The organism is Aeromonas sp. QDB39, assembly GCF_027707585.1.
Taxonomy (GTDB): Bacteria; Pseudomonadota; Gammaproteobacteria; order Enterobacterales; family Aeromonadaceae; genus Aeromonas; species Aeromonas hydrophila.
In genome coordinates, this window is the sequence record NZ_JAPCIV010000005.1 from 113,802 (window position 1) to 140,157 (window position 26,356).

A 26,356-nucleotide genomic window follows, 5' to 3' on the forward strand; every position below is an offset into this window, starting at 1 on the left:
GTTGGCGAAGTTGCACCGGGCGGGTGCGTCGCCAACGGGCGCCCGTCTGCCGGGCGCGCCGGTTATTTGAGGCTGGCGTAATAGGCCGCCAGATTCTCCATGTCCGCATCGGTGAGCGGCGCCATGAAGGGCACCATCAAAGGCTCCTTGCGGCTGCCATCCTTGAAGGCCTTCAGCTGTTTCACCAGATAGGCGGCGTTTTGTCCCGCCAGATGGGGATAGTTGGGGATCAGAGCCCTGCCTTCGACCCCGTGACAGGCGGCGCAGACGGCGGCCTTGGCCTTGCCTGCCTCGACATCGGCCGCCTGGGCCGGCCCCCACAACAACAGCAACAGGGGCAGGGCGCCCAGCCATCTTTGCATCTTCTTCTCCTTGAAATGAAATAGCGCATCGTCCGTTAGCCAGTGCTGGCCGACGGCGGTATAAAGAGTGACACGAGCATACGCAGGGATGAACCGCACCACCATGAAGCTGATCAACACTTTTGCCACCGAACTGCCCTGGGCCTGCGAGCCCGTCGCACCCCAGTCACTGCATGCCCCCGCCCTGCTGCACCTCAACCGTGCGCTGCTCGGCGAGCTGGGGCTGGGGGCGGTGAGCGAGGCCGACTGGCTGGCCTGCTGTGGCCATGGGCAGCCCTTGCCCGGCATGCAGCCGGTGGCCCAGGTCTATGCGGGCCACCAGTTCGGCGGCTACAGCCCGCGTCTCGGCGATGGCCGCGCCCTGCTGCTGGGGGAGCAGCAGGCACCGGATGACAGCCGCTGGGACCTGCACCTGAAAGGGGCGGGCAAGACCCCTTTCTCCCGTTTCGGTGATGGCCGCGCCGTGCTCCGCTCCAGCATTCGCGAGTACCTGGCCTCCGAGGCGCTGCATGCCCTCGGCATCCCCACCACCCGGGCACTGGTGCTGGTGGGTAGCCAGGAGCCGGTCTACCGCGAGCAGGTGGAGACGGGCGCGACCGTGCTGCGTACCGCCCCGAGCCATCTGCGCTTCGGTCACGTTGAGTATTTCGCCTGGAGCGGGCAGGGGGAGCGGATCCCGGCCCTTATCGACTATCTGCTGCGCCACCATTTCCCCGAGCTGGCCGATGGTGCCGAGCTATTTGCCGAAGTGGTGCGCCGCACCGCGCGGCTCATCGCCAAGTGGCAGGCGGCAGGTTTCTGCCACGGGGTGATGAACACCGACAACATGTCACTGCTCGGGCTGACGCTGGATTACGGTCCCTACGGCTTCATCGATGCCTATGTGCCGGACTTTGTCTGCAACCACTCGGATCCGGGCGGTCGCTATGCGCTGGATCAGCAGCCAGCGGTGGGTTACTGGAATTTGCAAAAGCTGGCGCAGGCGCTGGCCGGCCACGTCGATGGGGACGTGCTGGCTGCGGCCCTGGCCCAGTACGAACACCAGTTGATGCTGCACTACTCCGAACTGATGCGCGCCAAACTGGGGTTGGCGGTGTGGGAAGAGGACGATCCGGCGCTGTTCCGCGAGCTGTTCCGGCTGCTGGCGGCGCACGGGGTGGATTACCACCTGTTCCTGCGTCGTCTCGGTGAGGTGACGCGCGAGGGAGCGTGGCCCGCCAGTCTGCTGGCCCTGCTGCCGGAGCCTGCCGCCTGGCAAGGGTGGCTTGAGGCCTATCGGGCGCGCCTGGCCCGGGAAGGGAGCGAGGATGGCGTACGCAAGGGGCTGATGGATGCGATCAATCCCAAGTATGTGCTGCGTAACGCGCTGGCTCAGCGGGTGATCGAGGCTGCCGAGCAGGGCGACATGGCACCGTTCGAGCGGCTGTTTGCGGCCCTGCAGCACCCCTATGATGAGCAACCCGAATACGAGGAACTCGCTACTCCGCAACCGGCATGGTATTGCGGTGGCGAGCTCTCTTGCAGCAGTTGAGGAACAGCAGATGAACTGGCGTATCGCGCAGACAGACAGGGAAGCCGGGGTGGTGACGCTGGTCAACTCCGCGCTCGACTGGGACAGCTTTCCGACTCTGGCCGAGGCTCTGTTACAGGAGTGGGAGCTGGTGGCGCTCGAGCGGGAGTGCGGCGCCGATCGTCACAGCTGGCTGCTGGAGTTCGAAGGGAGCCGCTTTCGGCTCGAATACGAGCACTACAGCGGCTGCTGGCTGGCGGCGGAGCTGCCTGCCGGCGGAGCTGCCTGCCGATGCCGAGGTGCTGCTCTGGCTGGCCCGCCAGCATCAGGGCTGAGCAGGGACAGCAGCCTCAAGCAACCGCATAAAGATTGAACTATCAGTGTGGGGGCGTATAATCTCGCCCCTCAATTATCGCCAATGGTGGCGGTATGGGTTCCCTAACCCCATTAACCAAAAAGGTCACAATATGAATCTGACCCCTGCTCAGCACCAGACGGCGCTGGTGCGCCTCTCGTTGTTCCACATCCTGATCATTGCCAGCAGCAACTACCTGGTGCAGCTGCCGATCACCATCTTCGGCTTCCACACCACCTGGGGTGCCTTCAGTTTCCCGTTCATCTTTCTGGCCACCGACCTGACGGTGCGGATCTTTGGTGCCGGTCTGGCGCGCAAGATCATCCAGACCGTGATGCTGCCGGCGCTGGCCATCTCCTATGCCCTGTCGGTGCTGTTCTTCGAGGGCAGCTTCCAGGGCGTCGGCAACCTGGCCGAGTTCAACCTGTTCGTGGCGCGCATCGCTCTGGCCAGCTTTATGGCCTATCTGGTGGGCCAGTTCATGGACGTGGTGGTGTTCAACCGGCTGCGGCTGCTCAAGGCATGGTGGGTGGCACCGGCGGCCTCCACCCTGTTCGGCAATCTGGTGGACACCATCGCTTTCTTCACCATCGCCTTCTGGCGCAGCACGGATCCCTTCATGGCCGAGCACTGGGTCGAGATTGCTACCGTGGACTACGTATTCAAGCTGCTGATAAGCCTGGGATTGTTTGTGCCGCTCTACGGCGTGCTGCTGCGTTATCTCAGCCGCAAGCTGGTGGGCGAGGCCGGATTGGCCGGCCTGCAAACGGCCACACGGCAAGCCTGACGAGATTGACCACCCCCATGGGTGGTCAATTTTTTTGCATTTTTGGCAAATAAGAGTTGCCAAGTTAAATGAGAATGATTATTGTTACCTTGTTTTCCGGGAAAGACTTCATTCGTTCCAACGTGATGGACTTCTTGTGAAGGCACGACATTGCTCACATTGCTTCCAGTTAAGGGGCCAGTTTTTACTGGCCCTCTTTTTTTGCGTGTTTTCGGCCGGCGACGGGCATAAAAAATGGGAGCCTTGGCTCCCATTTTCACTCTGCTCTGCTTACTCGATGTCGAGTGCATCGGGGGAGAGGATCACCCCTGTGGTATCGGCGTAGAGGTGGTCGTCCGGCAGGAAGGTGACACCGCCGAAGTTGACCGGCAGATCGGTCTCGCCCACGTCCTTGCTGTCGGCACCTACCGGAATGGCTGCCAGCGCCTGAATGCCGATATCCAAGTCTTCCAGAATGTCGACCTCGCGTACGCAGCCGTAGCAGACGATCCCTTCCCACTCGTTCTCGGCCGCCGTGGTGGCGATCTCGCTGTCGATCAGGGCGCGGCGCATGGAGCCACCGCCATCGATCAGCAACACCCGACCGACGCCGTTCTCTTTGACGAGTTCACGGATCAGGCCGTTTGATTCGAAGCATTTGACTGTGGTGATGACGCCGCCGAATGAGGCGCGGCCGCCGAAGGAGCAGAGCATGGGTTCGAGCACATCCACCATGTCCTGATAGATGTCGCACAGTTCTGAAGTGTTGTATTCCATTGTGTCAAATCCACCGCTGGAAACAGGTGGGATCCAGTATAAGGAGTGGGACCGGCATTTCAATGAATATTCCTTGAACAACAACGGGGATAACGTTTTCCGCATAAGCTCAATGCAGTCCATCCCGTGCTTGTGAGAGGTTCATCGTGCTGATCCGTCATAAATTGATCCTGAATACCGCGCTGGTCGCCGTTGCCATGCTGGTATTGAGCGGCCTGTTTCTCTACTCCAACCAGGTGAGTCGCCATCTGACCGAGGCCCAGCGCAACGTTGACGGGCTCGAGATCGCCATGCTCAACCTGCGACGGGCCGAGAAGGATTTCCTGATCCGCAAGGATCCGGCCTTCGTGACCCGCTTCAACGAGGTGCTGGCCAATTTTCACCAGCTCAACCAGACCCTGGGTCAGGATGACAACCTCAGTGCCGTGCAGGGCGAGCTGACCCGGCTGGATCAGCAGATGGGGGCCTATGGCAAGGCCTTCAACGATCTGGTGGCCCAGCAGCAGATCATCGGGCTGGGGCCGGAAGACGGCCTCTACGGGCGTTTGAGAACGGCGGTGCATCAGGTGGAAGAGGGGCTCAAGCAGCTGGATGAACAGGGTCTGCTCATCACCATGTTGCAACTGCGGCGGGCGGAGAAAGACTTCATGCTGCGCTCCGACATCCAGTATCTGGAACGCTTTCAGACCCTGCACAAGGATTTCCAGCAGCGGCTGGCAACCCTGCCGGAGGCTGATCGCGGCAAGCTGGAGCAGGCCAGCGAACAGTACCGGCAGGACTTCGTCGCGCTGGTGCAGGGCATGCAAGTGCTGGGGCTGAGTGAAGATGAGGGGCTGCGCAATGAGATGCGGGGCCTGGTGCATCAGACCGAGCAGGGCTTTACCGCCGTCGGCAAGCACATCGCCGACGAGCTGGTACGGCAGACCTCGCGCCTCAATACCCTGATGCTGGTCTGTGGCGGCATCATCATAGTGCTGATCGGCATCATGAGCATGCTGCTGGGCCGCAGCATCGACCGCCCCATCTCGCGGGTGAACGACACCGTCAACCGCATCCGGCAGGACAACGACCTGCGCCTCAAGATAGAGCTGCAGGGGGCGGACGAGATGGCCCAGCTGGCAGGCAATCTGGACGTGATGCTGGGGGGCTTTCGCCACCTCATCGGCGACGTGAAACAGAGCGTACACACCCTGACCGAGGCGGCGGATCACCTCTCCGGCAACGTGCGCCGCACCAGTGAGGGGGCCGCTCGCCAGCTGCAGGAGACCGACATGGTGGCGACCGCCTCCACCGAGATGGGCTCCACCATAGAGGAGATTGCCCGCAACACCGAGCAGGCCGCCAACAATGCCCAGACCACCAACAACAAGGCGATGGAGGGGCGCAGTGCGGTGGAGAACACCGTCAGCCAGATCCGCTCCCTGGCCGACAACCTGGAGAACTCTTCCCGCGAAGTGGCCCAGCTGCAGCAGGAGAGCGAAACCATCGGCTCTGTGCTGGACGTGATCCGCGGCATCGCCGAGCAGACCAACCTGCTGGCGCTCAACGCGGCCATCGAGGCGGCGCGGGCGGGGGATCAGGGGCGCGGTTTTGCGGTGGTGGCGGACGAGGTGCGCAGCCTCGCCATCCGCACCCAGAAGTCGACCCAGGAGATCGCCGGCATCATCAGCTCGCTGCAGAAGCAGACCGGCAACATAGTGGGCATGATGGCAACCTGCCGCGAGCAGGGCAACAGCAGCTCGGAGCAGGCCTGCATGGCGGGCGAACTGCTGGAGCAGATCACCCATGACGTCACCCACATCATGGACATGAGCACCCAGATTGCCGCCGCCATCGAGCAGCAGAGCCTGGTGGCCAACGAGGTGAACCGCAACGTCAACAACATCCGCGACATCGCCCAGGAGTCGAGCCTGATGGCGGAGGAGAACGCCAAGTCGAGTCACGGCCTGACCGAGCAGGCCAAGCTGCTCAACCAGGCGGTGGCCAAATATCGGGTGTAGCGGCCGCGCCGAATGAACAAGGGAGCCATAAAGGCTCCCTTTTTATTGCCGAGCGGATCAAAGCAGGAACAGGGTGGCCAGCCCCAGGAAGATGAAGAAACCGCCGGTGTCTGTGATGGCGGTGATCATCACGCTGGCCCCCACCGCCGGGTCGCGGCCCAGCCGGCTCATGGTCATGGGGATGATGACCCCCATCAGCGCCGCTACCAGCAGGTTGAGCATCATGGCGAGCGTCATCACGGCACCCAGCGCCGCATCCTGATAGAGGATGTAGGTGGCCACCCCCATGGTGCCGCCCCACACCAGACCGTTGATCAGGGCTACCCCCAGCTCGCGCCACAGCAGGAAGGAGACGTTGCCGGTCTGGATATGCTGCAGCGCCAGCGCCCGCACTATCATGGTGATGGTCTGGTTGCCGGTGTTGCCACCGATGCCGGCGACGATGGGCATCAGCGCCGCCAGCGCCACCAGCTGGGAGATGGTGTGCTCGAACAGACCGATCACCCGCGACGCCACGAAGGCGGTGCAGAGGTTGATGGCGAGCCAGGCCCAGCGGGTCTTGACCGCCTTGGAGACGGGCGCGAACACGTCCTCTTCTTCACTGATCCCCCCCATCCGGCGCAGGTCGGTGTCACTCTCCTCATAGACCAGATCCACCACCTCGGCGACGGTGAGCCGGCCCATCAGCTTGCCGCGGCCATCGATGACGGCGGCGGAGACCAGGTCGTCCCGCTCGAAGGTACGGGCGGCGGCCTCATCGTTGTCTTCCGGATCGAAGGTGACCGGATCCTTCTCCATCACGTCGCGCACCAGGGTCTCGGGTTTGTGCAGCAGCACAGTGGTGAGCGGCAGCTCCCCCTGCAGCCGGTTGCGCCGGTCGGTGACGAACAGCTTGTCGGTGTTGGCGGGGATCTTGCCGCGCAGGCGCAGGTAGCGCTGCACCGTGGCCAGGCTCACCTCGGCCCGTACCGTGATGAGCTCGAAGTCCATCATGGCGCCGACCGTGTGCTTGCCGTAGCGGATCACCTCCCGCACCCGGTCGCGCTGGGCCGGGGCCATGGAGGTGAGCAGCCGCCCCATCAGGTTGCGGGGCAGGTACTGGCCCAGATAGATCTGATCGTCGATGTCGAGGGTGCGCAGGGCGTGCAGCAGCTCCTTGTCGCTCATGCCGCTGATCAGGCTGTCCCACACCGTCTCCGACGCCTCCACCAGGATCTGGCCGTGCTTCTCCTCGTCCACCTGCTGCCACAGCACGTGACGCTCGTCCGGCGGCAGGGATTCCAGTGCATCGGCGATATCGGCGGCGGGCAGGCTGTTGACCAGCCGGGTGAGCTCACTGGTCTGATCCCGCAGGGTGGCATCCTGCACCCCTTGCGGGTCGAGCAGGCTGTCGGTGAGGGCATCATCGGCCAGCAGCAGGGTGAGAATGCGCGATCTGTCTTGTTCACGCTGTTTGGCGCTGTTCTTGGCGGGGAGGGACATGAAGCAGAATTCCTGAATTCGGTGGTCCGGCTGACACACCCCATAGGATACCAGACTCAAAACAAGAGGTTATGACAGTAAATGCAGAAAAAGAAACGCCACCCGAGGGTGGCGTTGACATAGATGTAGCGATCAGGCCGAAGCGAGGGCCGCGTCGGCGGTGCATCCTTGCCCGAACCAGGCAAGCTGGTCCGCCAGGGTCACCACAGATCCCACCATGATGAGGGCCGGGCTCTCGACCCCCACCGCCAGCTCGGGCAGTTGATCGAGGGTGCCGCGAATGACCCGCTGGCTTGGCTGGGTGCCGCGCTCGATCAGCGCCACCGGGGTGTCGCCCGCCTTGCCGTGGATCAGCAGCAGCTCGCGGATGGTGGCACAGGAGGAGAGCCCCATGTAGAACACCAGGGTCTGCTTGTCTTTGGCCAGCAGCGGCCAGTCGAGATCCTGGGCGCCCCCTTTGCCGTGGGCGGTGACGAAGCGCACGCTCTGGGCGTGATCGCGGTGGGTCAGCGGAATGCCGGCGTAGGCGGCGCAGCCGCTGGCCGCGGTGATCCCCGGCACCACCTGAAAACCGATGCCGCTGCCCACCAGCGTCTCCAGCTCCTCGCCGCCACGGCCGAAGATGAAGGGGTCGCCCCCCTTCAGCCGCACCACCCGCTGGCCCTTCTTCGCCTCCTCCAGCAACAGCTGGTTGATCCCCTCCTGCGGCACGCAGTGGTTGCCCGCCTGTTTGCCGACGAAGATGCGCCTGGCATCGCGGCGCACCAGCGCCATCACCTCGTCGGAGACCAGCCGGTCATAGACCACCACGTCCGCCTGCTGCATCTGGCGCAGGGCGTGCAGGGTGAGCAGGCCCGGATCGCCGGGGCCTGCCCCCACCAGTACCACCTCGCCACCGGTCTGGCTCTCGTCGGCAAACAGGCTGTCGGCCAGCTGATTGGCAGAGGCGCTATCGCCCCGTGCCAGCGCCTGCCCGAGCCGGTCCGCCCCGAGCAGCCGTTCCCAGAAGCGGCGTCGCTCGCCCATGCTGGCGAAGCGGGCCTTGACCCGCTCCCGCAGGCTGCCGGCGAAGGCCGCAATGGCGCCCAGATGCTGGGGCAGCAGGGCTTCGAGTTTTTCCCGCAGCAAGCGGGCCAGCACCGGCGCCTTGCCACCGGAGGAGATGGCCACCATCAGCGGCGAGCGGTCGATGATCGACGGCATGATGAAGCTGGAGCGTTTCGGGTCATCCACCACGTTGGCAAAGATCCGCGCCAGATTGGCGCTCTGGTAGACCAGGGCGTTCACCTCGCGCCGATCGGTGGCGGCCACCACCAGCCACTTGCCCGTCAGTTGCTGTGGCGCGAATTCACCGGCCAGCCACTCGATGCTGCCGTTGGCAGCCAGTTCCGCCAGCTCGGGGTCGAGCTCGGGCGCGACCACGGTGAGCTGGGCACCGACATCCAGCAGCAGGCGCGCCTTGCGCTCCGCTACCTCGCCGCCGCCGACCAGCAGCACGGGTTTGTTGTCGAGTCGGCAAAAGATGGGCAAGTAGTCCATGGGGCCTCCTGATCAGGCGTTTTGGGTCTGGCTGGCAGTGGTGGTGGTCTCGCTCACCGCGACCGGGCGCTCAGCCTTGGGGGTGGCATACCAGTAGCCGAGGCCCATGAAGAGGGCGCCGGAGACGGTGTTGCCGAGGGTCACCCACAGCAGGTTGTGGCCGATGCCGCCCAGGGTGTAGGCCTCGGAATGGGCACCGAACCAGGAGAGGGCGAACAGGGTCATGTTGGCGACCGAGTGCTCGTAGCCGGAGGCGATGAAGGCCAGCAGGCACCACCAGATGGCGATGAACTTGGCGGCACCCTCGGTGCGCAGCGCCATCCAGATGGCGAGGCAGACCAGCCAGTTGCACAGCACGCCCTTCATGAACAGGGTTAGCGCCGGTGCCTGGGTCTTGGCCAGCGCCACCTTGTGGGCCAAACTGCCTGCGTCCGGCAGCAGGCTGCCGCCGTAGGAGTAGATCAGCGCCACCGCGATGGAGCCGAGCAGGTTGCCGGCCCAGGTCTGCGGCAGGATGCGCAGCAGATCGGCCATGGCGATCTTGCCGGTTTTCACCCCGAAGGTGAGGAACATGGTGTGGCCGGTGAACAGCTCGGAGCCGGCGATGATGACGAGCGTCAGGGCGATGCCAAAGGTGGCCCCCATCACCAGCGGACGGATGCTCGGATCCACCAGGTTGCCCAGGGTGAAGATGAGGATGATGCCAAGGCCCACATAGGCCCCCGCCATGGCGGAGCTGAGCCAGAAGCCGAGCTTGTCGCTGCGCTCGAAGCGGTTGATGCGGGCCGCGTTGGCGGCGCACTTGTTGATGGTTTCGGTATACATCTTTGATTCCTTCAAGAGGGCCGCCCGCGGGCAGCCCTGATATGCATGGTGTTAGCCGATGACCCAGATCTGCGGATCACGTACTTTGACGGGGACGTAGCCCTGTACCGACATGGATCTGGGGTTTGTCGACATCAGACGGCGACCCAGACCTGCTGGTCGCGTACTTCAACGGGATAGCTTTGCACCGACATGGCGGCGTTCTCGAGGCAGTGGCCGTCGCGCAGACGGAAGTGCTGCTTCTTGAGCGGGCTGGCGACCCAGAGCTCACCCTCGTGTTCACCTACGATGCCGCGCGACAGCACGTTGGCGGCGAAGAAGGGATCCCGGTTGTCGATGGCGAACACCTCGGCCGCCGCGCTCGGGCGGAACAGGGCGATCTGGCGCCCTTCGAGCAGAGCACAGACGCCGGTGCCAGGCAGGATGTCGTTGAGTTGGCAGGCGAATTTCATGATTGAACCTCCACATCGAGCGAAACAGGCATATTCTGGTGCCCCTCGAGCAGAGCGCACACACCGGTTCCCGGCATGATGTCGTTGAGTTGGCAGGCTAATTTCATCATTTGGTTTCCACCTCGATCTGGTAGACGGGGATGCGCTCGGCCGGGGTGGCCGGTCGGTGCTGGTCGCGTTCGCTGACGAACTGAACGTCCGGGTCGCGCTTGTCGCTGTTGATGAAGTGGCTGAAGCGCTGCAACGCTTGCTCTTCGTTGAGGGTGCGCGACCATTCGCACTCGTAGCTGTCGATAAGGCGTTGGATATCGCGCTCCAGGGTGTCGGCCAGCCCCAGCTTGTCGTCGACGATCACTTCGCGCAGGTAGTCGACGCCCCCTTCCAGGTTGCCAAGCCAGACCGAGGTACGCTGCAGTTTGTCGGCGCTGGTGACGTAGAACATCATGAAACGGTCGATCAGCTTGATCAGGGTCTCGCGGTCGAGATCGGAGGCCAGCAGGTCGGCGTGGCGCGGTTTCATGCCGCCGTTGCCGCCCACATAGAGGTTCCAGCCCGCGTCGGTGGCGATGATTCCGACGTCCTTGCCCTGGGCTTCCGCACATTCGCGGGTACAGCCGGAGACACCGAACTTCATCTTGTGGGGGGTGCGAATGCCCTTGTAGCGGTTCTCGAGGAAGACCCCGAGGCCGACGCTGTCCTGCACGCCGAAGCGGCACCAGGTGCTGCCGACGCAGGTCTTGGCCATGCGCAGCGCCTTGGCGTAGGCCTGACCGGTCTCGAAGCCCGCCGCCAGCAGTTTGCGCCAGATGGCGGGCAGATCATCCTTCTGGGCTCCGAACAGGCCGATGCGCTGGGCGCCGGTGATCTTGGTGTAGAGCTTGTAGTCGCGGGCCACTTCGGCCACCGCCAGCAGCCCTTCCGGGGTCACTTCACCGCCGGCCATGCGCGGGATGACGGAGTAGCTGCCGTCCTTTTGCATGTTGCCGAGGAAGATGTCGTTGGTGTCCTGCAGCTGGGTATTGAGCGGGCTCAGCACATAGTCGTTCCAGCAGGAGGCGAGGATGGAGCCGACGGTCGGTTTGCACACCTCGCAGCCATGGCCGTGACCGTGCTTGGCCAGCAGCTCGTCGAAGCTCTTGATCCCCTCCACCTTGACCAGGTGGAACAGCTCCTGACGGGAGTAGGGGAAGTGGCCGCAGAGGTGGTTGTTGACCTCGATGCCCTGCTTCACCAGCTCGGCGTTGAGCACCTGGCTGATGAGCGGCACGCAGCCGCCACAGCCGGTACCGGCCTTGGTGTGCTGCTTGATGGCGGCCAAGGTGGTGTGACCCTCGGCCACCGCCTTGGCTATGTCGCCCTTGGAGACGTCGAAGCAGGAGCAGATCTGGGCGCTTTCCGGCAGGGCATCCACCCCCAGGGTCGGCTTGGCACCGGCGTAGGCGGGCAGGATCAGGGTGTCCGGGTGGCTCGGCAGGGGCAGGGCGTTGAGCATCATCTGCAGCAGGTTGCCGTAGTCATCCACGTCACCCACCAGCACGGCGCCGAGCAATCGGCTGTTGTCTTCGCTCACCACGATCTTCTTGTAGACGCCGGCCTGGTCGTCCTGGAACACATAGCTGTGGCTGCCCGGGGTGCGGCCGTGGGCATCGCCGATGGAGCCGACGGAGACGCCGAGCAGCTTGAGCTTGGCGCTCATGTCCGCCCCTTCGAAGCGGCTGTCGCCGCCCTGCAGGTGGTCGACGGTGATCTGGGCCATCTTGTAGCCCGGCGCCACCAGCCCGAAGAAGCGGCCCTGCCAGGCGGCGCACTCGCCGATGGCATAGATGTCGGGATCGGAGGTGAGGCAGTGATCGTCGATGACGATGCCGCCGCGCTCGGCGATAGCGAGATCACCGTAACGGCCCAGGGTATCTTGCGGTCGAATGCCGGTGGAGAAGACCACCACGTCCACTTCCAGCTGGCTGCCGTCAGCGAAGGCGAGGCGGTGTTTCGCCTGCTCGCCGCCATGCATCAGGATCTCGCTGGTGCTCTTGCTGGTGTGTACCTGCACGCCCATGGATTCAATCTTGCGGCGCAGCAGCTGGCCGCCCTGACCGTCGAGCTGCTCGGCCATCAGCACAGGAGCAAACTCCACCACGTGGGTTTCGAGACCCAGCGCCTTGAGGGCACCGGCGGCTTCGAGGCCAAGCAGACCGCCCCCGATCACCACCCCGCTCTTGCCGCTCCTGGCGGCGCTGCGAATGGCTTTCAGATCCTCGATGGTGCGATAGACGAAGCACTCGTGGTGCTGGCTGCCCTGGATGGGCGGCACCCAGGGGTAGGAGCCGGTGGCCAGCACCAGCTTGTCGTACCCGACCACAGTGCCCTTGTTGGAGTGCACTTCGCGGTTGGCCCTGTCGATTTTTTTCACCGCTTCGCCGAGCAGCAACCGGATGCCGTGCTTGTCGTAGAAGCCGGGTTTGACGAGGGAGAGATCTTCGCTGGTGTGATGGGAGAAATAGGAGGAGAGATGGACGCGATCGTAGGCGGGACGGGGTTCTGCACCGAAGACGGTGATCTCGTAGCGGCCCGGATCGGCCCGCTCGATCAGCTCTTCAATGAAGCGGTGCCCCACCATGCCGTTGCCCACAACGACCAGTCTGACTTTGCTCATAGTTGCCTCAAGTTTGGAGTAATAAAACATCATTCTGGGGCTAGGCTACCCAGTCGGCAGGGGTGGGCGATTGATGCAAATCAAGTGTCTATTTATATATCTCCTCAGGGGTAATTCGAGAAAATTCAACACTATACAAAAATAGGTATACCAGTTAATGATTTCTGGGCTGGCTCGGGGTGAGGGATGGTGGAGGGAAAGCCCGGTTTACCAACTGCCGGGGAGTGAAAACTTATGTCGGAAAAAGGCCGGTCTCGCACTGGGCGAGACCGGCATCAGCTGAACAAGGTGGCGCGTCAGGCGATATGGCGGCGGAACATGGCGAGCGCCAGCGACAGGGTGACGCCGGCGATGGCGAGCAGGGGCCAGAGCAGGGGCCAGGCGGCCGACCAGTCGAACCCCTTGAGGAAGACCCCCTTGAGCAGCACGATGAAGTGGGTGAGGGGGTCGATGGCCGCCAGCCACTGGAACACCTGCGGCATGTTCTCCACCGGTGAGATGTAGCCCGAGAGGATTACCGCCGGGACGGTGAAGGAGAAGACTCCGAGAAAGGCCTGCTGCTGGGTCGAGCAGAACGACGAGATGAAGAGCCCGATCCCGGCCAGTGCCAGCCCGTAGCAGACCATGCCCGCCATCAGCAGGCTGAGGCTGCCGGCAAAGGGAAGGTGAAAGACAAAACGGGCGGCCAGCGCGACTATGCACCCTTGTCCCACCGCCACCAGGATGCCGGGCACCGCCTTGCCCGCCATGATCCAGCCCGCGGTGAGGGGGGAGACCAGCAGCTGATCGAAGGTGCCCTCCTCCCGCTCCCGCGCCACCGAGAGGGCGGTGACGATCAGACAGCCGGTGGTGGTGATGATGGCTACCAGTGCCGGCAGGATATGCCAGTGGAACTCGACGTTGGGATTGTAGAGGTTGCGTACCGCCAGCTCGGGTTGCCCCTTGCCCTCACCTTGCCAGCGGGCGATCACCTGACTGATGTAGCCCGCCGCCACCTGACCGCCATTGGAGCGGCGTCCGTCGATGATCAGCTGCACCCTGGCCGGTTCGCCCCGCGCCAGCCGGCGCGAAAAATCCCCCGGAATAATCAGCCCGAGCAGCGCCTGTTGCCCGGTGATGGCCTCGGTCATGCCTGCCTCACCTTGCACCGGGATGATGGTGGTAAAGGCGGGCATATGGGTGAGGCGCTCCAGCAGCTCGCGGCTCTGGGCACCGCCATCCTGGTTGTAGATGGCCAGCGTGTTGCCGGTCACCTCCAGAGTGGTGGCGAACGGGAAGAGGGCGGTTTGCAGCAGCACCGGCATGATGAGCAGAAAGCGCCCCTGAGTGTTGCCCATCAGGGCCTGCAGCTCTTTTCGGATCAGCCACCAGAGTCGGATCAGCATGGGTTACTCCAGAGTGCGCCGCGTCTTGCGGGCGGTCAGGGCTAGCCAGAAACCCGCCAGCAGCAGCAGACAGAAACCATTGACCAGCAGGATCGAGAAGACGCTGCCCGCCTGATAGAGGGTCTGCAAGGAGCTCGCGAAGTAGCGGGCCGGAATGAGGTGGGTGATGGCCCGAAGCCAAGGCGGCATGCTGGCGATCTCGAACACGAAGCCCGACAGCATCACGGCGGGCAGAAAGGCTGCGATCAGCGCTGCCTGTGCGGCGTTGAACTGGCTGCGCATCACGGTGGAGAGGAACAGCCCGAGCCCGAGGGCGCTGCCGAGAAAGACGCTGGTGACCAGAAAGAGCAGCAGCAGGGAGCCGCGCCATGGCACGCCCATCACCGCCACCGAGAAGAGCAGGCAGAGCAGCATGGCAATGATGCCAAGGCCATAGTAGGGCAGCAGTTTGGAGAGCAGCAGCTCCCCCTTGGTGACCGGGGTGGCGAGCAGCGCCTCCATGGTGCCGCGCTCCCACTCCCGCGCCACCACCAGCGAGGTGAGCAGGGCCCCGATGATGGTCATCACCACCGCAATGGAGCCCGGCACCAGAAAGTTGCGGCTCACCAGCGCCGGGTTGAACCAGGCGCGGCTCTCTATCGACACCGGCATGGCAACCCCTTCGCCCGCGAGCCACCCCTGCCAGATCCCCTGCACATAGTTGGTGACGAAGTTGGCGGTGTTGGGCTCGGAGCCATCGGTCAGCAGCAGCGCCTGCGGCGTACCATTGCCCTGACCGGCCATGGCGCGGGAGAAGCCGTCATCGATCACCAACAGGCCGCGGATCTCGCCACGGGCCAGACTGGCGAGCAGGGACTCCTTGCTCGGCCCGCTGTGGATCTCCAGTGCGGTAGAGCCGCGCAGGGCCTGTTCCAGCCGCACCGCCGGGGCACCGCTGTCGGCCCGCCAGATGCCGAGGCGCAGGTGGTCCACATCCAGATTGATGGCGTAACCCATCACCACCAGCAGTACCACCGGCATGATGAAGGCGATGAGGATGCTGCTCGGGTCACGGACGATTTGCAGCGACTCCTTGCGGCAGAGGGCCAGCAGTCGCCGACGGTTGATGCTCATGCGTCCTCCTCGCTGGCCCGCTCGACCAGGGTGATAAAGGCCTCTTCCATTGTTGGCAAAGAACAGGTCGGCAAGGAGCCGGTTGGCAAAGAGGTCGCCGCCTCTTTGGCGGCCAGCCCCTTGAGATCGTCCGGGGTGCCGAGCGCCAGCAGCTTGCCGCGATAGATGAGGGCAATGCGGTCGCAATACTCCGCCTCATCCATAAAGTGGGTGGTGACCAGCACGGTGACGCCGTGGTCGGCCAGCGCGTTGATGTGCGACCAGAACTCGCGCCGGGTCACCGGATCGACCCCGGAGGTGGGCTCGTCGAGGAACAGCAGCGGCGGCTCGTGCAGCAGGGCGCAGGCCAGCGACAAGCGCTGGCGCAGGCCGAGGGGCAGGGATTCCGCCTTCTGATCGAGCCAGGGGGCGAGGGCAAAAGCGGTCACCATGGCGTCGATCCGCGTCTGCTGGTGGCGGCCGAACAGGCCGTAGATACCGGCGAAGAAGGAGAGGTTCTGGGCCACGGTGAGCTGCTTGTAGAGGGAGAACTTCTGCGCCATGTAGCCGAGGCGCTGGCGCGCCGCCGAGGGGCTGTGGGCCAGATCGATGCCGGTTACCAGCGCCTGTCCCTCGCTCGGGCGCAGCAGGCCGCACTCCATCTTGAAGGTGGTGGACTTGCCCGCCCCGTTGGGGCCGAGCAGGCCGAAGATCTCGCCGCGGCGCACCGTAAAGCTGACATCATCGGTGGCGGCGAAATCGCCGAACCGCTTGGTGAGGTGGCGCGCCTCGATCACCGCCTCGGGGGAGACCCCCTGCGGCAGTTCCGCTTCGCGCATCCCGGCTGCCAGACTCGACTCACCGCCGGGGCCGCCGCCGAGCAGGTCGATAAAGGCATCCTCCAGCCGGGGCTGGGCCGGTTGAAAGGTGCCGTTGGCGAGATGCAGCTCTGCCAGCGGTGGGGGCGTCCTGCCCGGGTGCAGCAGCAGGCGCACCCGCTCCCTCGCCACCGCGCCATCCATCACCGCCGGGTGAGCCAGTGCCCGGCGCAGCAGGGCGCGCCGCTCGCGGCCATCCAGTTGCCCCGCCTCCAGTAGCCAGCAGCGGCTGGCTATGGCCCCCATCAGATCGGCCGGCGTGCCGCTGGTGCGCACCTCGCCATCCGCCATCAGCAGCACGTGGTCGCACAGCTCCGCCTCATCGAGATAGGCGGTACTCCAGAGCACCGTCATCCCTCCCTTGGCCAGTTCGCGCACCATCTGCCAGAGGGCGCGGCGGGAGATGGGATCGACCCCGACCCCGGGTTCGTCCAGCAGCAGCACATCCGGGGTGCCGAGCAGGGCGCAGGCCAGCCCGAGTTTCTGCTTCATCCCGCCAGAGAGCTTGCCTGCCGGCCTTGCGGTGAAGCGGGCAAGATCGGTGAAGGCGAGCAGCCGCGCGAAGGTGGGTGTGCGTTCGGGCTCCAGTACGCCGCGCAGGTCAGCGTAGAGGGTGAGGTTCTCCAGCACGCTGAGATCCTCGTAGAGGCCGAACTGCTGGGGCATGTAGCCGAGGCGCTGACGCAGCAGATCCCCCTCGCTCACTGGATCCAGCCCCAGCACCCGGATGGTGCCCGCTTCGGGGATCAGCAGACCGGCCAGCAGGCGCAGCAGGGTGCTCTTGCCCGCGCCGTCGGGGCCGACCAGCCCGGTGATGCCACCGGTCGGAATGGTGGCGGAGATGGCGTTGAGGGCGACCCGCTCACCAAAGCGTTTGGTGAGCCCCTCAAGGGAGATGGCGCTGTTCATGGAGCCAGCCTGACGGTGACCGGCATCCCCTGACGCAGGGCCGGGTCGGGGTCCTGCACCACGATGCGCAGCCGGTAGACGAGGTGAGTGCGCAGGTCCGGCGTCTCCACCGATTTCGGGGTGAACTCGGCGGTCGGCGAGACAAATCCCACCACCCCGTGATAGGGCTTGTCCGGCCGCGAGTCGGTGGTGAGGGTCACCCTGGCGCCGCTCGGGAAGTGGCCGAGCCAGGGCTCCTCCACATAGGCACGCACCCAGACTGGCGCAGTCAGGGAGAGGTTGAAGGCGGTCGCTCCGCTCTGCACCATGCTGCCGTTCTCGACGGCGCGGCTGATGATGATGCCGTCGCTGGGGGCGGTCAGGCTGGCATCGGCCAGCGCCAGCTCGGCACTGGCGAGCGCCGCTTTGGCCCCTTCCAGCTGGGCATCGGACTGGGCGATTTCCTCCGGGCGGTAGCCGGTTTCGAGCTGGGCGAGCTGTTCGCGTGCCGAGCGTACCTGCGCCTGGGTCTGATCCCGCTGGGAGCGGGCGGTATCGAGCTGACCGCGGGAGATGGCGCCGGTGGCTGCCAATGCGCTCTGGCGGCGCCACTGCTGGTCGGCCTCCAGCGCGGCGGCTTCGGCGGCGGCCAGTGCGGCCCGGGCCCGGTCGGTCTCTTCGCTGCGATAGCCTTTGTGGATCAAGGCGTTGGCGGCAGTGAGCGCAGCCAGATTGGCCAAGGCGCTGTCGCGGCTGTGGGTGAGGGGAGCCGGATCGAGGCGGGCCAGCAGTTGACCGGCTTTTACCCTATCCCCCTCATCGACCAGTACCTGATCGACGCGGCCGCCGACCCGAAAGGCCAGATTGACGTCGCGAATGTCGACATTGCCGTAAAGGATGGAGCCGTCGGCCGGGCGCCCCTGCCACCAGAGGTAGCCACCGATAACGGTTAGCAGCAGGGCCAGGATTGCAATGCGTTGTTTCATGCTGCTTCTCCTTGAGGATGGCTCTGCAACCAGAGGTAACCACCGAGAACGGCCAGCAACAGAGCTACCATCGCGATGCGTTGTTTCATGCTGCTTCTCCTTCTTTCATGTCGGTGGGGCGCAGGCCGCGCAGGGCCCATACCAGCCGCTGTCTGGCGGCCTCGGGGTTGTCTATCTGGCTGAGAAAGGGGGCGGCCTGTTCGGGCAGCCAGCCGAGCTGACGACCGCTGCCTGCGATCACCAGCGGCAGGCCGACCGACCCCATGATGAAGATCATCAGCTGGAGCGGGTGACCCGCGACCAGCGACCCTTCCGCCTGTGCCATCCGTACCTGTTCGATCAGCAGCAGGGGGTGACGGCGCGGCAGGCTGAGCAGAAAGCGCTGGGCCGCCCCTTCCCCCGCCAGCGCATCGCCAAACAGGTGGTTGATGAAGCCGCGCTGGCGCGCCACCAGACCGATCAGCGCCTCCATGGTGGCCTCGAACATGGCGATGGCAGAGGGGTAGGAGCCTTTGGCTGCCACCGCCTTGAGCTCGTCATAGAGGGGGGCATACCAGAGCTCCACCAGCTCGTCGATAAAGGCGTCGCGGTTGCCGAAGTGATAGACGAAGGAGCCGAGGTTCACCTCGGCCGCCGCCGCCAGCTCGCGCACCGTCAGGCCGCGTAGCCCCTTCTCGGTGGCGATGGCGAGGCCGGTATCGAGCAGTTTCTGACGGGGGGGGGGCATCTGGCTGGCGCTCCTGGTGTATGCATTTTGTACGCAATTATACGACCGTATAAAAAATGCGGAAGCGGGCGACAGGATCTTTTTGCCCGCAATGTGATCCGCCCCGCTCTGAGGGGCCGTGATCCCCGTCCGGCAGGGGGAAGGATCCACCGATTGTGCCCAAGCCACGGGTATGTCGGTGTGACGGGGTGGTGAAAGGTGCTTCTGGGCGCTCGGGCCACAAGGGGCCAGTGATGGAGCCGGGCGCTGCCTGACCCGGATCAGGGGGTGTCGGTGGCCCCGGTGTGATAGGGGGGCCGGGCACAGGTGTCCCGTATCAGGGCGCGCAGCCAGCGGTGGCCCGGATCGGCATCCTGACTGGGGTGCCAGAGCAGGGCGACCCGGATCCCTGGCAGAGCGAAGGGCAGGGGCAGGGTGACCAGATCGCCGAGCAGGCTGGCGCAGTGCAGGTGCGGCACCGTCGCCACCAGATTGCTCTCCCTGACCAGGGCCAGTGCCGTTGCAAACCCGGGAACCAGGGTGGTGATGGTGCGCCGCCTCCCCTGGCCTGCGAGAATTTCGTCGATGGGGCTGTGAGGCTGGCCCCGGCGGGAGACCAGCACGTGGCGCGCGGCGGCATAGCGCGCCACGGTCAGGGTGCCGTCGCAGAGGGGGTGGTCCGGGTGCACCACGGCGACGAAGTGGTCCTGGAACAGGGCCTGGGTGCGCAGCTCAGGGGCCGTGGTGGTGCCGATGACCCCGGTCTCGAAGTCCAGCTCGCCACGGCGCAGGGGGCCGCTCTCCTTGTCGGGTTTGGCCAGAAAGTGCAGCCGCACCCCGGGGGCCTCGACGGCGAGGCGCGCCAGCAGGGCGGGGCCTACCGCCTCCACGAAGCCGTCGCTGGATCGCAGGCGGAAGGTGCGCTCCAGGCTCGCCGGGTCTACTTCCTGCTGGGGGCGCAGCACGGCCCGGGTCTCCTGAACCAGGCGGGCGACCTCATCCCGCAGGATCTGCGCCCGAGGTGTGGGGATCAGGCCGCGTCCCGCCCGCACGAGCAGCGGATCCCCCGTGGTCTCCCGCAGCCTTGCCAGGGCCCGGCTCATGGCGGAAGCACTCAGGCCTAGCCGTCTGGCGGCGCCCGCCACACTGCCCTCTTCCAGCAGGGCATCCAGGGTGATCAGCAGGTTGAAATCCGGGGTCATGGTCGTCTCCTCGCAGGCGGCGCCTGACGGGCCGACCCCTTCATGATACGCGAGTTGCCGTCTCTTCATATGGCGTCTGGTGCAACTATAAGCTGCAAATCGTGCGTCTTCCGCCTTGTCACTACCCCCGCTAGCCTGGGTGCATCATCACTTGCCGGAGAGACTGCCATGTCCACACCACTTCTTGTTTCCCCTCCCGTGACGCGCCGTCTTGGTCTCGCGGGGCTCGGGCTCGCCACCCTGCTACCTATGCTGGCGGGCAGCATGGCCAACCTGGTGCTGCCTGCCCTGGGGCAGGACTTCGGCGTGCCCTTCGCCAGCCTGCAATGGGTGCTGGTGACCTACCTGCTTGGGATCACCAGTCTGACGGTGGTGGCGGGTCGGCTCGGGGATCGTCTGGGGCGGCGTCGCCTGCTGCTCTGGGGGACCGGGGTCTTTGCGCTGGCTTCCCTGCTGTGCGCCCTGGCCCCTTCCATCGGCTGGCTCATTGCCGCTCGCACCCTGCAAGGGGCGGGTGCGGCCTGCATGCTGGTGCTCTCGCTGGCCATGGCAGGAGAGCTGGTGCCGCCAGCCCGACGGGGCTGGAGCATGGGATTGCTCGGCACCCTGTCGGCCTGCGGCACGGCGCTCGGCCCCTCCTTTGGCGGCCTGTTGATCGGCGGATTTGGCTGGCAGGCTCCCTTCCTGCTGCTGCTCCCCCTGGCGTTGCTGGCGCTGGGGTGTGCCTGGCGCGACCTGCCCCGGGATGAGGCGGGCTCTGCCAAGGGAGGCCTCCCGCTCACCAGTCTGTTGCTGCTGGTAACGGCGCTGCTCTGCTACGGGCTGGCACTGACCCGGGGCAGCCCGCTCGGGGCCTGGCCGGGGATAGGTGCGCTCGTCGCCATGGCGCTCTTCGTGCGTGCCGACTCGGGCGCCCGTCGCCCCCTGCTGCCCCTGGTGTTGCTGGGGGCGCCCAGGCGAAGAGGCGGGATCATCGCCAGTGCGCTGGTGGCCAGCGTCATGGTGGCGACGCTGCTGATCGGTCCTTTCTACCTGCACGGCGCCTTTGCCCTCGACATGGGGACGGTGGGGCTGATGATCTCCATGGGCCCGCTGCTGGCGGCGCTGTCCGGCATGCCCGCCGGCTGGCTGGTGGACAGGGTGGGGGCGACTCCTGTGGTGCGCCTCGGCCTGGGACTCATGGTGGTGGCCGCCGTCTTGCTGGCCCTGCTGGACAGGGCGCTCGGGCCCCTCGGCTACCTGCTGCCCATCCTGCTGCTCACCGCCGGTTATGCCCTGTTCCAGACCGCCAACAACAGCGCCGTGGTGGGGGAGGCAGAGGGGGCGAGCCGGGGCGCCGTGGCCGGGCTGCTGACCCTGTCGCGCAACCTGGGCCAGCTGACGGGGGCGGCGGGGCTGGGGGGCCTGTTCGCCGCCCTGGCGGGGCGGCCCGATCTCGCCCTCGCGACGGCGGACGAGCTGGCGTTCGCCACCCGGGTCACCTTCGCCCTGACGGCCTTACTGCTGATGAGTGCGCTCTGGCTGGCGGGAAGGGAGGAGCGTGCCGCGCAGGATGACGCGACCCGGGATGGCTGCGAGTCGGGAGAACGCTGAAAACGAAGACGCCTCCAGAGGGGAGGCGTCTTGCTATGGGGTTGAGCAGGATAGTAAACCGCTCAGCTCCTCGTTATCGATCAACCGGTTACAGAATGAAGCGGCTCAGATCCTCGTCTTCAATCAGCTTGCCGAGGTGGGCGTTGACGTAGTCGGTGTTGATGACGAAGGTCTCGCCGGATTTCTCGGAGGCGTCATAGGAGATGTCTTCCATCAGCCGCTCCATCACGGTGTGCAGACGACGGGCGCCGATGTTCTCGGTGCGCTCGTTGACCTGCCAGGCCGCTTCGGCCAGACGGCGGATGCCATCCTGGGTGAACTCGATGTTGACCCCTTCGGTGGCCATCAGCGCCTTGTACTGATCGGTCAGGGAGGCGTTCGGCTCGGTCAGGATGCGCTCGAAGTCTTCGGTGGTCAGGGCGGTCAGCTCGACCCGGATCGGCAGACGGCCCTGCAGCTCGGGGATGAGGTCGGACGGCTTGGCGATCTGGAAGGCACCGGAGGCGACAAACAGGATGTGATCGGTCTTGACCATGCCGTGCTTGGTGTTGACGGTGCAGCCCTCGACCAGCGGCAGCAGGTCGCGCTGCACCCCTTCACGGGAAACGTCCGGGCCCGAGCTCTCGCCGCGCTTGCAGATCTTGTCGATCTCGTCGAGGAAGACGATGCCATTGTTTTCGACGGAGGCGATGGCCTTCTGCTTCAGCTCTTCCGGGTTGACCAGGCGGGCCGCTTCCTCTTCGATCAGCGCCTTCATGGCCTCCTTGACCTTGATCTTGCGCTTCTTCTTCTGGTTCTGGCCCAGGTTCTGGAACAGCCCCTGCAACTGGTTGGCCATCTCTTCCATGCCCGGCGGGGTCATGATTTCGACACCCATGGGGGAGGCGGCCAGATCCAGCTCGATCTCCTTGTCATCCAGCTGACCTTCCCGCAGTTTCTTGCGGAAGATCTGGCGGGTGTTGGAGTTGTCGGCTTTCTCTTCCTCGCCCCAGCTGTTGCGCGGGTTGGGCAGCAGGGCGTCGAGGATGCGCTCTTCTGCGGCTTCCTCGGCGCGGTATTTCATCTTCTCCATCTCGGTCTCGCGCACCAGCTTGATGGCGACATCGGTCAGATCGCGGATGATGCTGTCCACTTCCTTGCCCACATAGCCCACTTCGGTGAACTTGGTCGCTTCCACCTTGATGAAGGGGGCGTTGGCCAGCTTGGCCAGGCGACGGGCGATTTCGGTCTTGCCGACGCCGGTCGGGCCGATCATCAGGATGTTCTTCGGGGTCACCTCGTGGCGCATCTCCTCGGAGAGCTGCATCCGGCGCCAGCGGTTGCGCAGGGCGACGGCGACCGCGCGCTTGGCGTCGGCCTGACCAATGATGTGTCTGTCCAGCTCGTGGACGATTTCTCTCGGGGTCATCTCGGACATGGTGGCGTTCCTGTATCCGGGGCGGGCAGGGCCCACCCCTTGGAAAATGGGGTGTCTGGCAAGGCGGCCTTTTTTGGCGGCCCTATTTCGCCGACTTATTTAGCTGAATAATCCAGCACTTCGATGGTGTGGTTGCCGTTGGTGAAGACGCAGATGTCGCCCGCAATCTTGAGGGACTTCTCGACGATGGTCCTGGCATCCAGCTCGGTGTTCTCCAGCAGGGCGATGGCGGCGGACTGGGCAAAGTTGCCGCCGCTGCCGATGGCGATGAGATCGTGCTCCGGCTGCACCACGTCACCGTTGCCGGTGATGATGAAGGATTTGTGCTCGTCGGCGACGGCCAGCAGGGCTTCGAGGCGGCGCAGGGCGCGATCGGTGCGCCAGTCCTTGGCCAGCGCCACGGCGGCGCGCTCCAGGTTGCCCTGATGGGCCTGCAGTTTGGCTTCGAAGCGCTCGAGCAGGGTGAAGGCGTCGGCGGTGCCGCCGGCGAAACCAGCCAGTACCTTGCCGTTGTAGAGGCGATGAACCTTGCGGGCGTTGCCCTTCATGACGGTGTTGCCAAGAGAAACCTGGCCATCGCCACCGATGACGACCTGACCGTTGCGGCGAACTGAAACTATGGTAGTCACTTTACTTACCTCGCTTGAGCCGAATGACGGCCTGACTGTGCATGGAGGAAAAGATGGGGATGGCAAAACGGCTTTTCAAGCCTGTGCCGAGCACGGATCGCGGGGGAGGGATCGGGTGGGCGCGGGATGGCGCCAAAAGAAACAGGGCCGGGTGTTGCCACCCGGCCCTGTGCATGGACGCGGCGATTCACCCCTTCTTGGGGATGCAGCCGCTGATGCCCGAGCCCTGCAGCTTGCGGTTGGCCGCGTCGGCCGCCGCCTTGCCGTTGAAGGGGCCCACCATCACCTTGTAGACGGCGCCACCGGCCCCGTTCACCACCTGCAGGCTGGAGGAGAGCCCGGCGGTGAAGGCGATGCGCGCCTTGAGGGATTCCGCGGAATCCTGGGAGCGCAGGGCGGCACACTGCATCATGTAGCGACCGCCGTCGGCGGCTGCGGTCTGTGCAGTCTGGGTCGCCGCCTTGGCCCTGGCGGCCTCGGCCCGCTCCCGCTCCAGTTCGGCGCGGATCTCCCGCTCCATCCGCTCACGCTCGGCCTTCTGGTCGATCACCTGCTCCCGGGCGCTGGCGACCGGGGCGCCGGTGGCCGGCTTGGCCGGTTGCACCGGTTGCGGCTGATAGGGCTTCACCTGACCGATGGGGGTTCCCGGCTGGGGGATGTCGGTCGCGACCGGCTTGGGCAGTGCCTCCGGTTGCAGGGTCATGGTCTCGGCGGGCGGGGGCGGCAGCACGCCCGGCTGGGGCGGCGGCTCTATGATGTCCACCTGCTTGTTCTCCAGCCGCTCGATGTAGCTCCACTTCTCCTGGGGCAGGGTATTGCCCTGTGCCTTGGGTTTGTTGGCCTTCACCTGCTCTTCGATGGTGGGGGCATCGGCGCCCTTGCCGTTGATGAGGTAGAGGAAGCCGCCGAAACCGACGACCAGGGCCCCGGCCAGCAGTGCCGGGATAACAGGAAAGCGGCGAGGGGCCGCTTTCTTGATGTTACGGCCACCCGCCCGTCGTCTCGGGCTGTTGCCGACGTAATCCCGGGTCGCCATCTATTACATGCGCTCCAGGGTGTGGATGCCCAGCACGCCCAGGCCCAGCTTGAGCACCTTGGCGGTGGCGGCGCACAGCAGCAGACGGCTCTGGCGGGTCGCCTCGTCCACGCCGTCCTTATTGATCGGGCAGGCTTCGTAGAAGGTCATGAAGTTGCCGGAGAGCTCGTACAGATAGGTACAGATCAGGTGCGGCATCCCCTTGTCCGCCACGCCGTTGACCGCGTCGGAGAACTGGATCAGCTTCTGGGCCAGTGTCTCTTCGGCGTCTTCGCTCAGGACCACCTTGCCGCTCAGGGTGTCGGCATCGACGCCGGCCTTGCGGAAGATGGACTGGATGCGGGTGTAGGCGTATTGCAGGTAGGGGGCGGTGTTGCCTTCAAACGACAGCATCAGATCCCAGTCGAAGATGTAGTCGGTGGTGCGGTTCTTGGAGAGATCCGCATACTTGACCGCGCCCATGGCGATGGCGTGCACCACCTGGGCCTTCTCTTCGGCAGAGAGGTCGCTGTTGCGGCTCTCCAGCAGGGCGCTGGCGCGCTCTTCCGCTTCGTTCAGCAGGTCGACCAGCTTGACGGTACCGCCGGAACGGGTCTTGTAAGGACGGCCGTCCTTGCCCAGCATCATGCCGAAGGCGTGGTGCTCGAGCGGTACGGATTCCGGCACATAGCCCGCCTTGCGGGTGATGGTCCAGGCCTGCATCAGGTGCTGGTGCTGACGGGAGTCGATGAAGTACATCACCCGGTCGGCGCCCAGGGTTTCGTAACGGTATTTGGCACAGGCGATGTCGGTGGTGGTGTAGAGGAAGCCGCCATCGCTCTTCTGGATGATGACGCCCATGGGCTCGCCATCCTTGTTCTTGTACTCGTCCAGGAAGACGACGGTGGCGCCTTCGCTCTCGACCGCCAGACCGCGTGCTTTCAGATCGGCGACGATCTCCGGCAGCATGTCGTTGTACATGGACTCGCCCATGATGTCCTTGTTGGTCAGGGAGACATTCAGGCGGTCGTAGTTGCGCTGGTTCTGCTCCATGGTCATGTCGACCAGCTTCTTCCACATGGTGCGGCAGTACTCATCGCCGCCCTGCAGCTTGACCACGTAGTTGCGCGCGCGCTCGGCGAAGGCTTCGTCTTCGTCGTAGTGGCGCTTGGCCTGGGTGTAGAAGGCTTCCAGATCGCGCAGTTCCATGTCGGAGGCGTGCTCGTTGGCCATCTTCTCCAGATAGGCGATCAGCATGCCGAACTGGGTACCCCAGTCGCCGATGTGGTTGGCACGCACCACCTTGTGGCCGAGGAACTCCAGCGCACGGGCGGCCACGTCACCGAGTACGGTGGAACGGATGTGGTGTACCGCCATCTCCTTGGCCACGTTGGGGGCGGAGTAGTCCACCACCACGGTCTGCGGCGCCGGCAGCTTCACGTTGGCGTTGGCAGAGGCGACCATGGCCTCCACCTGACCGGCCAGCCAGCTCGGGTCGAAGAAGAAGTTGATGAAGCCGGGGCCGGCGATCTCGACCTTGGCGATCAGATCGGAGGCGGGCAGGTGCTCGATGATGGCAGCGGCCAGCTCACGGGGGTTCTTGCGGGCCGGTTTGGCCAGCAGCATGGCCAGGTTGGTGGCCAGGTCGCCGTGAGCCTTCTCCTTGCATCGGTCTACTTGCACGCGGGCTTCCAGGTCCGCCGGCAGGACGCCCGCTGACTTCAGATTGGCTACCGTTTGTTCAAGTAGATGATGAATATGCTCTTTCATAACTGACCACCAAGGTTGCGCGTCGAAAAATGACTGATATATAAGGGCGTGAATTTTACCCGCATCGGCCCGAG

Annotated in this window: 21 protein-coding genes and 1 pseudogene; 5 read left to right on the forward strand and 17 right to left on the reverse strand. The window is 64.9% G+C overall.

What is annotated here, in order from left to right:
- Positions 1 to 62: 62 nt before the first annotated feature.
- Positions 63 to 362, reverse strand: a complete 300-nt coding sequence (locus PG899_RS04485) for a c-type cytochrome (RefSeq protein ID WP_017409746.1) — start codon at positions 360 to 362, stop codon at positions 63 to 65.
- Between the two features lie 103 nt (positions 363 to 465).
- Between PG899_RS04485 and PG899_RS04490 the strand changes: the two genes are divergently transcribed.
- The 3 genes and pseudogenes from PG899_RS04490 to PG899_RS04500 all read left to right on the forward strand — a co-directional run bounded on the left by PG899_RS04490 (position 466) and on the right by PG899_RS04500 (position 3,014).
- On the forward strand, positions 466 to 1,893 hold the full coding sequence (locus PG899_RS04490; protein WP_077095744.1) for a protein adenylyltransferase SelO: 1,428 nt from the start codon (positions 466 to 468) through the stop codon (positions 1,891 to 1,893).
- A 10-nt stretch (positions 1,894 to 1,903) separates the two neighbouring features.
- Positions 1,904 to 2,207 (forward strand): annotated as a pseudogene (locus PG899_RS04495) (DUF3630 family protein).
- 132 nt (positions 2,208 to 2,339) lie between these two features.
- Positions 2,340 to 3,014, forward strand: coding sequence for a 7-cyano-7-deazaguanine/7-aminomethyl-7-deazaguanine transporter (locus PG899_RS04500; protein WP_011707785.1), 675 nt, complete (start codon positions 2,340 to 2,342; stop codon positions 3,012 to 3,014).
- Between the two features lie 270 nt (positions 3,015 to 3,284).
- Here PG899_RS04500 and rraA read toward each other — a convergent pair whose 3' ends face one another.
- Positions 3,285 to 3,770 (reverse strand): ribonuclease E activity regulator RraA, encoded by a 486-nt coding sequence (gene rraA, locus PG899_RS04505; RefSeq protein ID WP_005306574.1) that lies wholly within the window; start codon positions 3,768 to 3,770, stop codon positions 3,285 to 3,287.
- A 146-nt stretch (positions 3,771 to 3,916) separates the two neighbouring features.
- On the opposite strand from rraA, the gene PG899_RS04510 reads away from it, so the two are divergent.
- Positions 3,917 to 5,770, forward strand: a complete 1,854-nt coding sequence (locus tag PG899_RS04510) for a methyl-accepting chemotaxis protein (protein WP_077095721.1) — start codon at positions 3,917 to 3,919, stop codon at positions 5,768 to 5,770.
- 57 nt (positions 5,771 to 5,827) lie between these two features.
- Here PG899_RS04510 and mgtE read toward each other — a convergent pair whose 3' ends face one another.
- From mgtE to PG899_RS04570, 11 genes are all read right to left on the reverse strand, one after another.
- Positions 5,828 to 7,252 (reverse strand): magnesium transporter, encoded by a 1,425-nt coding sequence (gene mgtE, locus PG899_RS04515; protein ID WP_024945584.1) that lies wholly within the window; start codon positions 7,250 to 7,252, stop codon positions 5,828 to 5,830.
- A 132-nt stretch (positions 7,253 to 7,384) separates the two neighbouring features.
- The gene (gene cysG / locus PG899_RS04520; RefSeq protein ID WP_077095719.1) at positions 7,385 to 8,791 is read right to left on the reverse strand and encodes a siroheme synthase CysG; all 1,407 of its coding nucleotides are present in this window, start codon (positions 8,789 to 8,791) and stop codon (positions 7,385 to 7,387) included.
- 12 nt (positions 8,792 to 8,803) lie between these two features.
- Complete coding sequence (gene nirC, locus PG899_RS04525) at positions 8,804 to 9,616, reverse strand: nitrite transporter NirC (RefSeq protein ID WP_077095718.1); 813 nt, start codon at positions 9,614 to 9,616, stop codon at positions 8,804 to 8,806.
- A gap of 134 nt (positions 9,617 to 9,750) precedes the next feature.
- Positions 9,751 to 10,068: a nitrite reductase small subunit NirD gene (gene nirD / locus PG899_RS04530; protein WP_041204400.1), complete on the reverse strand. Its 318-nt coding sequence runs from the start codon at positions 10,066 to 10,068 to the stop codon at positions 9,751 to 9,753.
- Positions 10,069 to 10,174: 106 nt separating this feature from the next.
- Positions 10,175 to 12,721, reverse strand: a complete 2,547-nt coding sequence (nirB, locus tag PG899_RS04540; RefSeq protein WP_270697090.1) for a nitrite reductase large subunit NirB — start codon at positions 12,719 to 12,721, stop codon at positions 10,175 to 10,177.
- A gap of 296 nt (positions 12,722 to 13,017) precedes the next feature.
- Positions 13,018 to 14,106, reverse strand: coding sequence for an ABC transporter permease (locus PG899_RS04545; protein WP_113994457.1), 1,089 nt, complete (start codon positions 14,104 to 14,106; stop codon positions 13,018 to 13,020).
- A gap of 3 nt (positions 14,107 to 14,109) precedes the next feature.
- The gene (locus tag PG899_RS04550) at positions 14,110 to 15,219 is read right to left on the reverse strand and encodes an ABC transporter permease (protein ID WP_052815798.1); all 1,110 of its coding nucleotides are present in this window, start codon (positions 15,217 to 15,219) and stop codon (positions 14,110 to 14,112) included.
- The gene (locus PG899_RS04555) at positions 15,216 to 16,985 is read right to left on the reverse strand and encodes an ATP-binding cassette domain-containing protein (RefSeq protein WP_113994458.1); all 1,770 of its coding nucleotides are present in this window, start codon (positions 16,983 to 16,985) and stop codon (positions 15,216 to 15,218) included. The genes PG899_RS04550 and PG899_RS04555 overlap by 4 nt, the downstream gene beginning before the upstream one ends.
- The gene (gene hlyD / locus PG899_RS04560) at positions 16,982 to 17,950 is read right to left on the reverse strand and encodes a secretion protein HlyD (RefSeq protein WP_052815800.1); all 969 of its coding nucleotides are present in this window, start codon (positions 17,948 to 17,950) and stop codon (positions 16,982 to 16,984) included. The genes PG899_RS04555 and hlyD overlap by 4 nt, the downstream gene beginning before the upstream one ends.
- Positions 17,951 to 18,035: 85 nt before the next feature.
- Positions 18,036 to 18,677 carry a TetR/AcrR family transcriptional regulator gene (locus PG899_RS04565; protein ID WP_270697097.1) on the reverse strand — a complete coding sequence of 214 codons (642 nt, stop codon included), beginning with the start codon at positions 18,675 to 18,677 and terminating at the stop codon, positions 18,036 to 18,038.
- Between the two features lie 260 nt (positions 18,678 to 18,937).
- The gene (locus tag PG899_RS04570; RefSeq protein ID WP_042016461.1) at positions 18,938 to 19,858 is read right to left on the reverse strand and encodes a LysR family transcriptional regulator; all 921 of its coding nucleotides are present in this window, start codon (positions 19,856 to 19,858) and stop codon (positions 18,938 to 18,940) included.
- A 168-nt stretch (positions 19,859 to 20,026) separates the two neighbouring features.
- On the opposite strand from PG899_RS04570, the gene PG899_RS04575 reads away from it, so the two are divergent.
- Positions 20,027 to 21,451, forward strand: a complete 1,425-nt coding sequence (locus PG899_RS04575) for an MFS transporter (protein ID WP_113994460.1) — start codon at positions 20,027 to 20,029, stop codon at positions 21,449 to 21,451.
- Between the two features lie 88 nt (positions 21,452 to 21,539).
- Here the strand turns inward: PG899_RS04575 and hslU are convergent, their stop codons facing one another.
- The 4 genes from hslU to argS form a co-directional block, all read right to left on the reverse strand.
- Positions 21,540 to 22,868, reverse strand: coding sequence for an HslU--HslV peptidase ATPase subunit (gene hslU, locus PG899_RS04580; protein ID WP_010676031.1), 1,329 nt, complete (start codon positions 22,866 to 22,868; stop codon positions 21,540 to 21,542).
- Positions 22,869 to 22,963: 95 nt separating this feature from the next.
- A complete protein-coding gene (gene hslV, locus PG899_RS04585) occupies positions 22,964 to 23,497 on the reverse strand; it encodes an ATP-dependent protease subunit HslV (RefSeq protein ID WP_005340772.1) in 534 nt (177 codons plus the stop codon).
- A gap of 187 nt (positions 23,498 to 23,684) precedes the next feature.
- The gene (locus PG899_RS04590; RefSeq protein ID WP_113994461.1) at positions 23,685 to 24,533 is read right to left on the reverse strand and encodes an SPOR domain-containing protein; all 849 of its coding nucleotides are present in this window, start codon (positions 24,531 to 24,533) and stop codon (positions 23,685 to 23,687) included.
- A 3-nt stretch (positions 24,534 to 24,536) separates the two neighbouring features.
- Complete coding sequence (gene argS, locus PG899_RS04595; RefSeq protein WP_113994462.1) at positions 24,537 to 26,282, reverse strand: arginine--tRNA ligase; 1,746 nt, start codon at positions 26,280 to 26,282, stop codon at positions 24,537 to 24,539.
- Between the last annotated feature and the right edge of the window lie 74 nt (positions 26,283 to 26,356).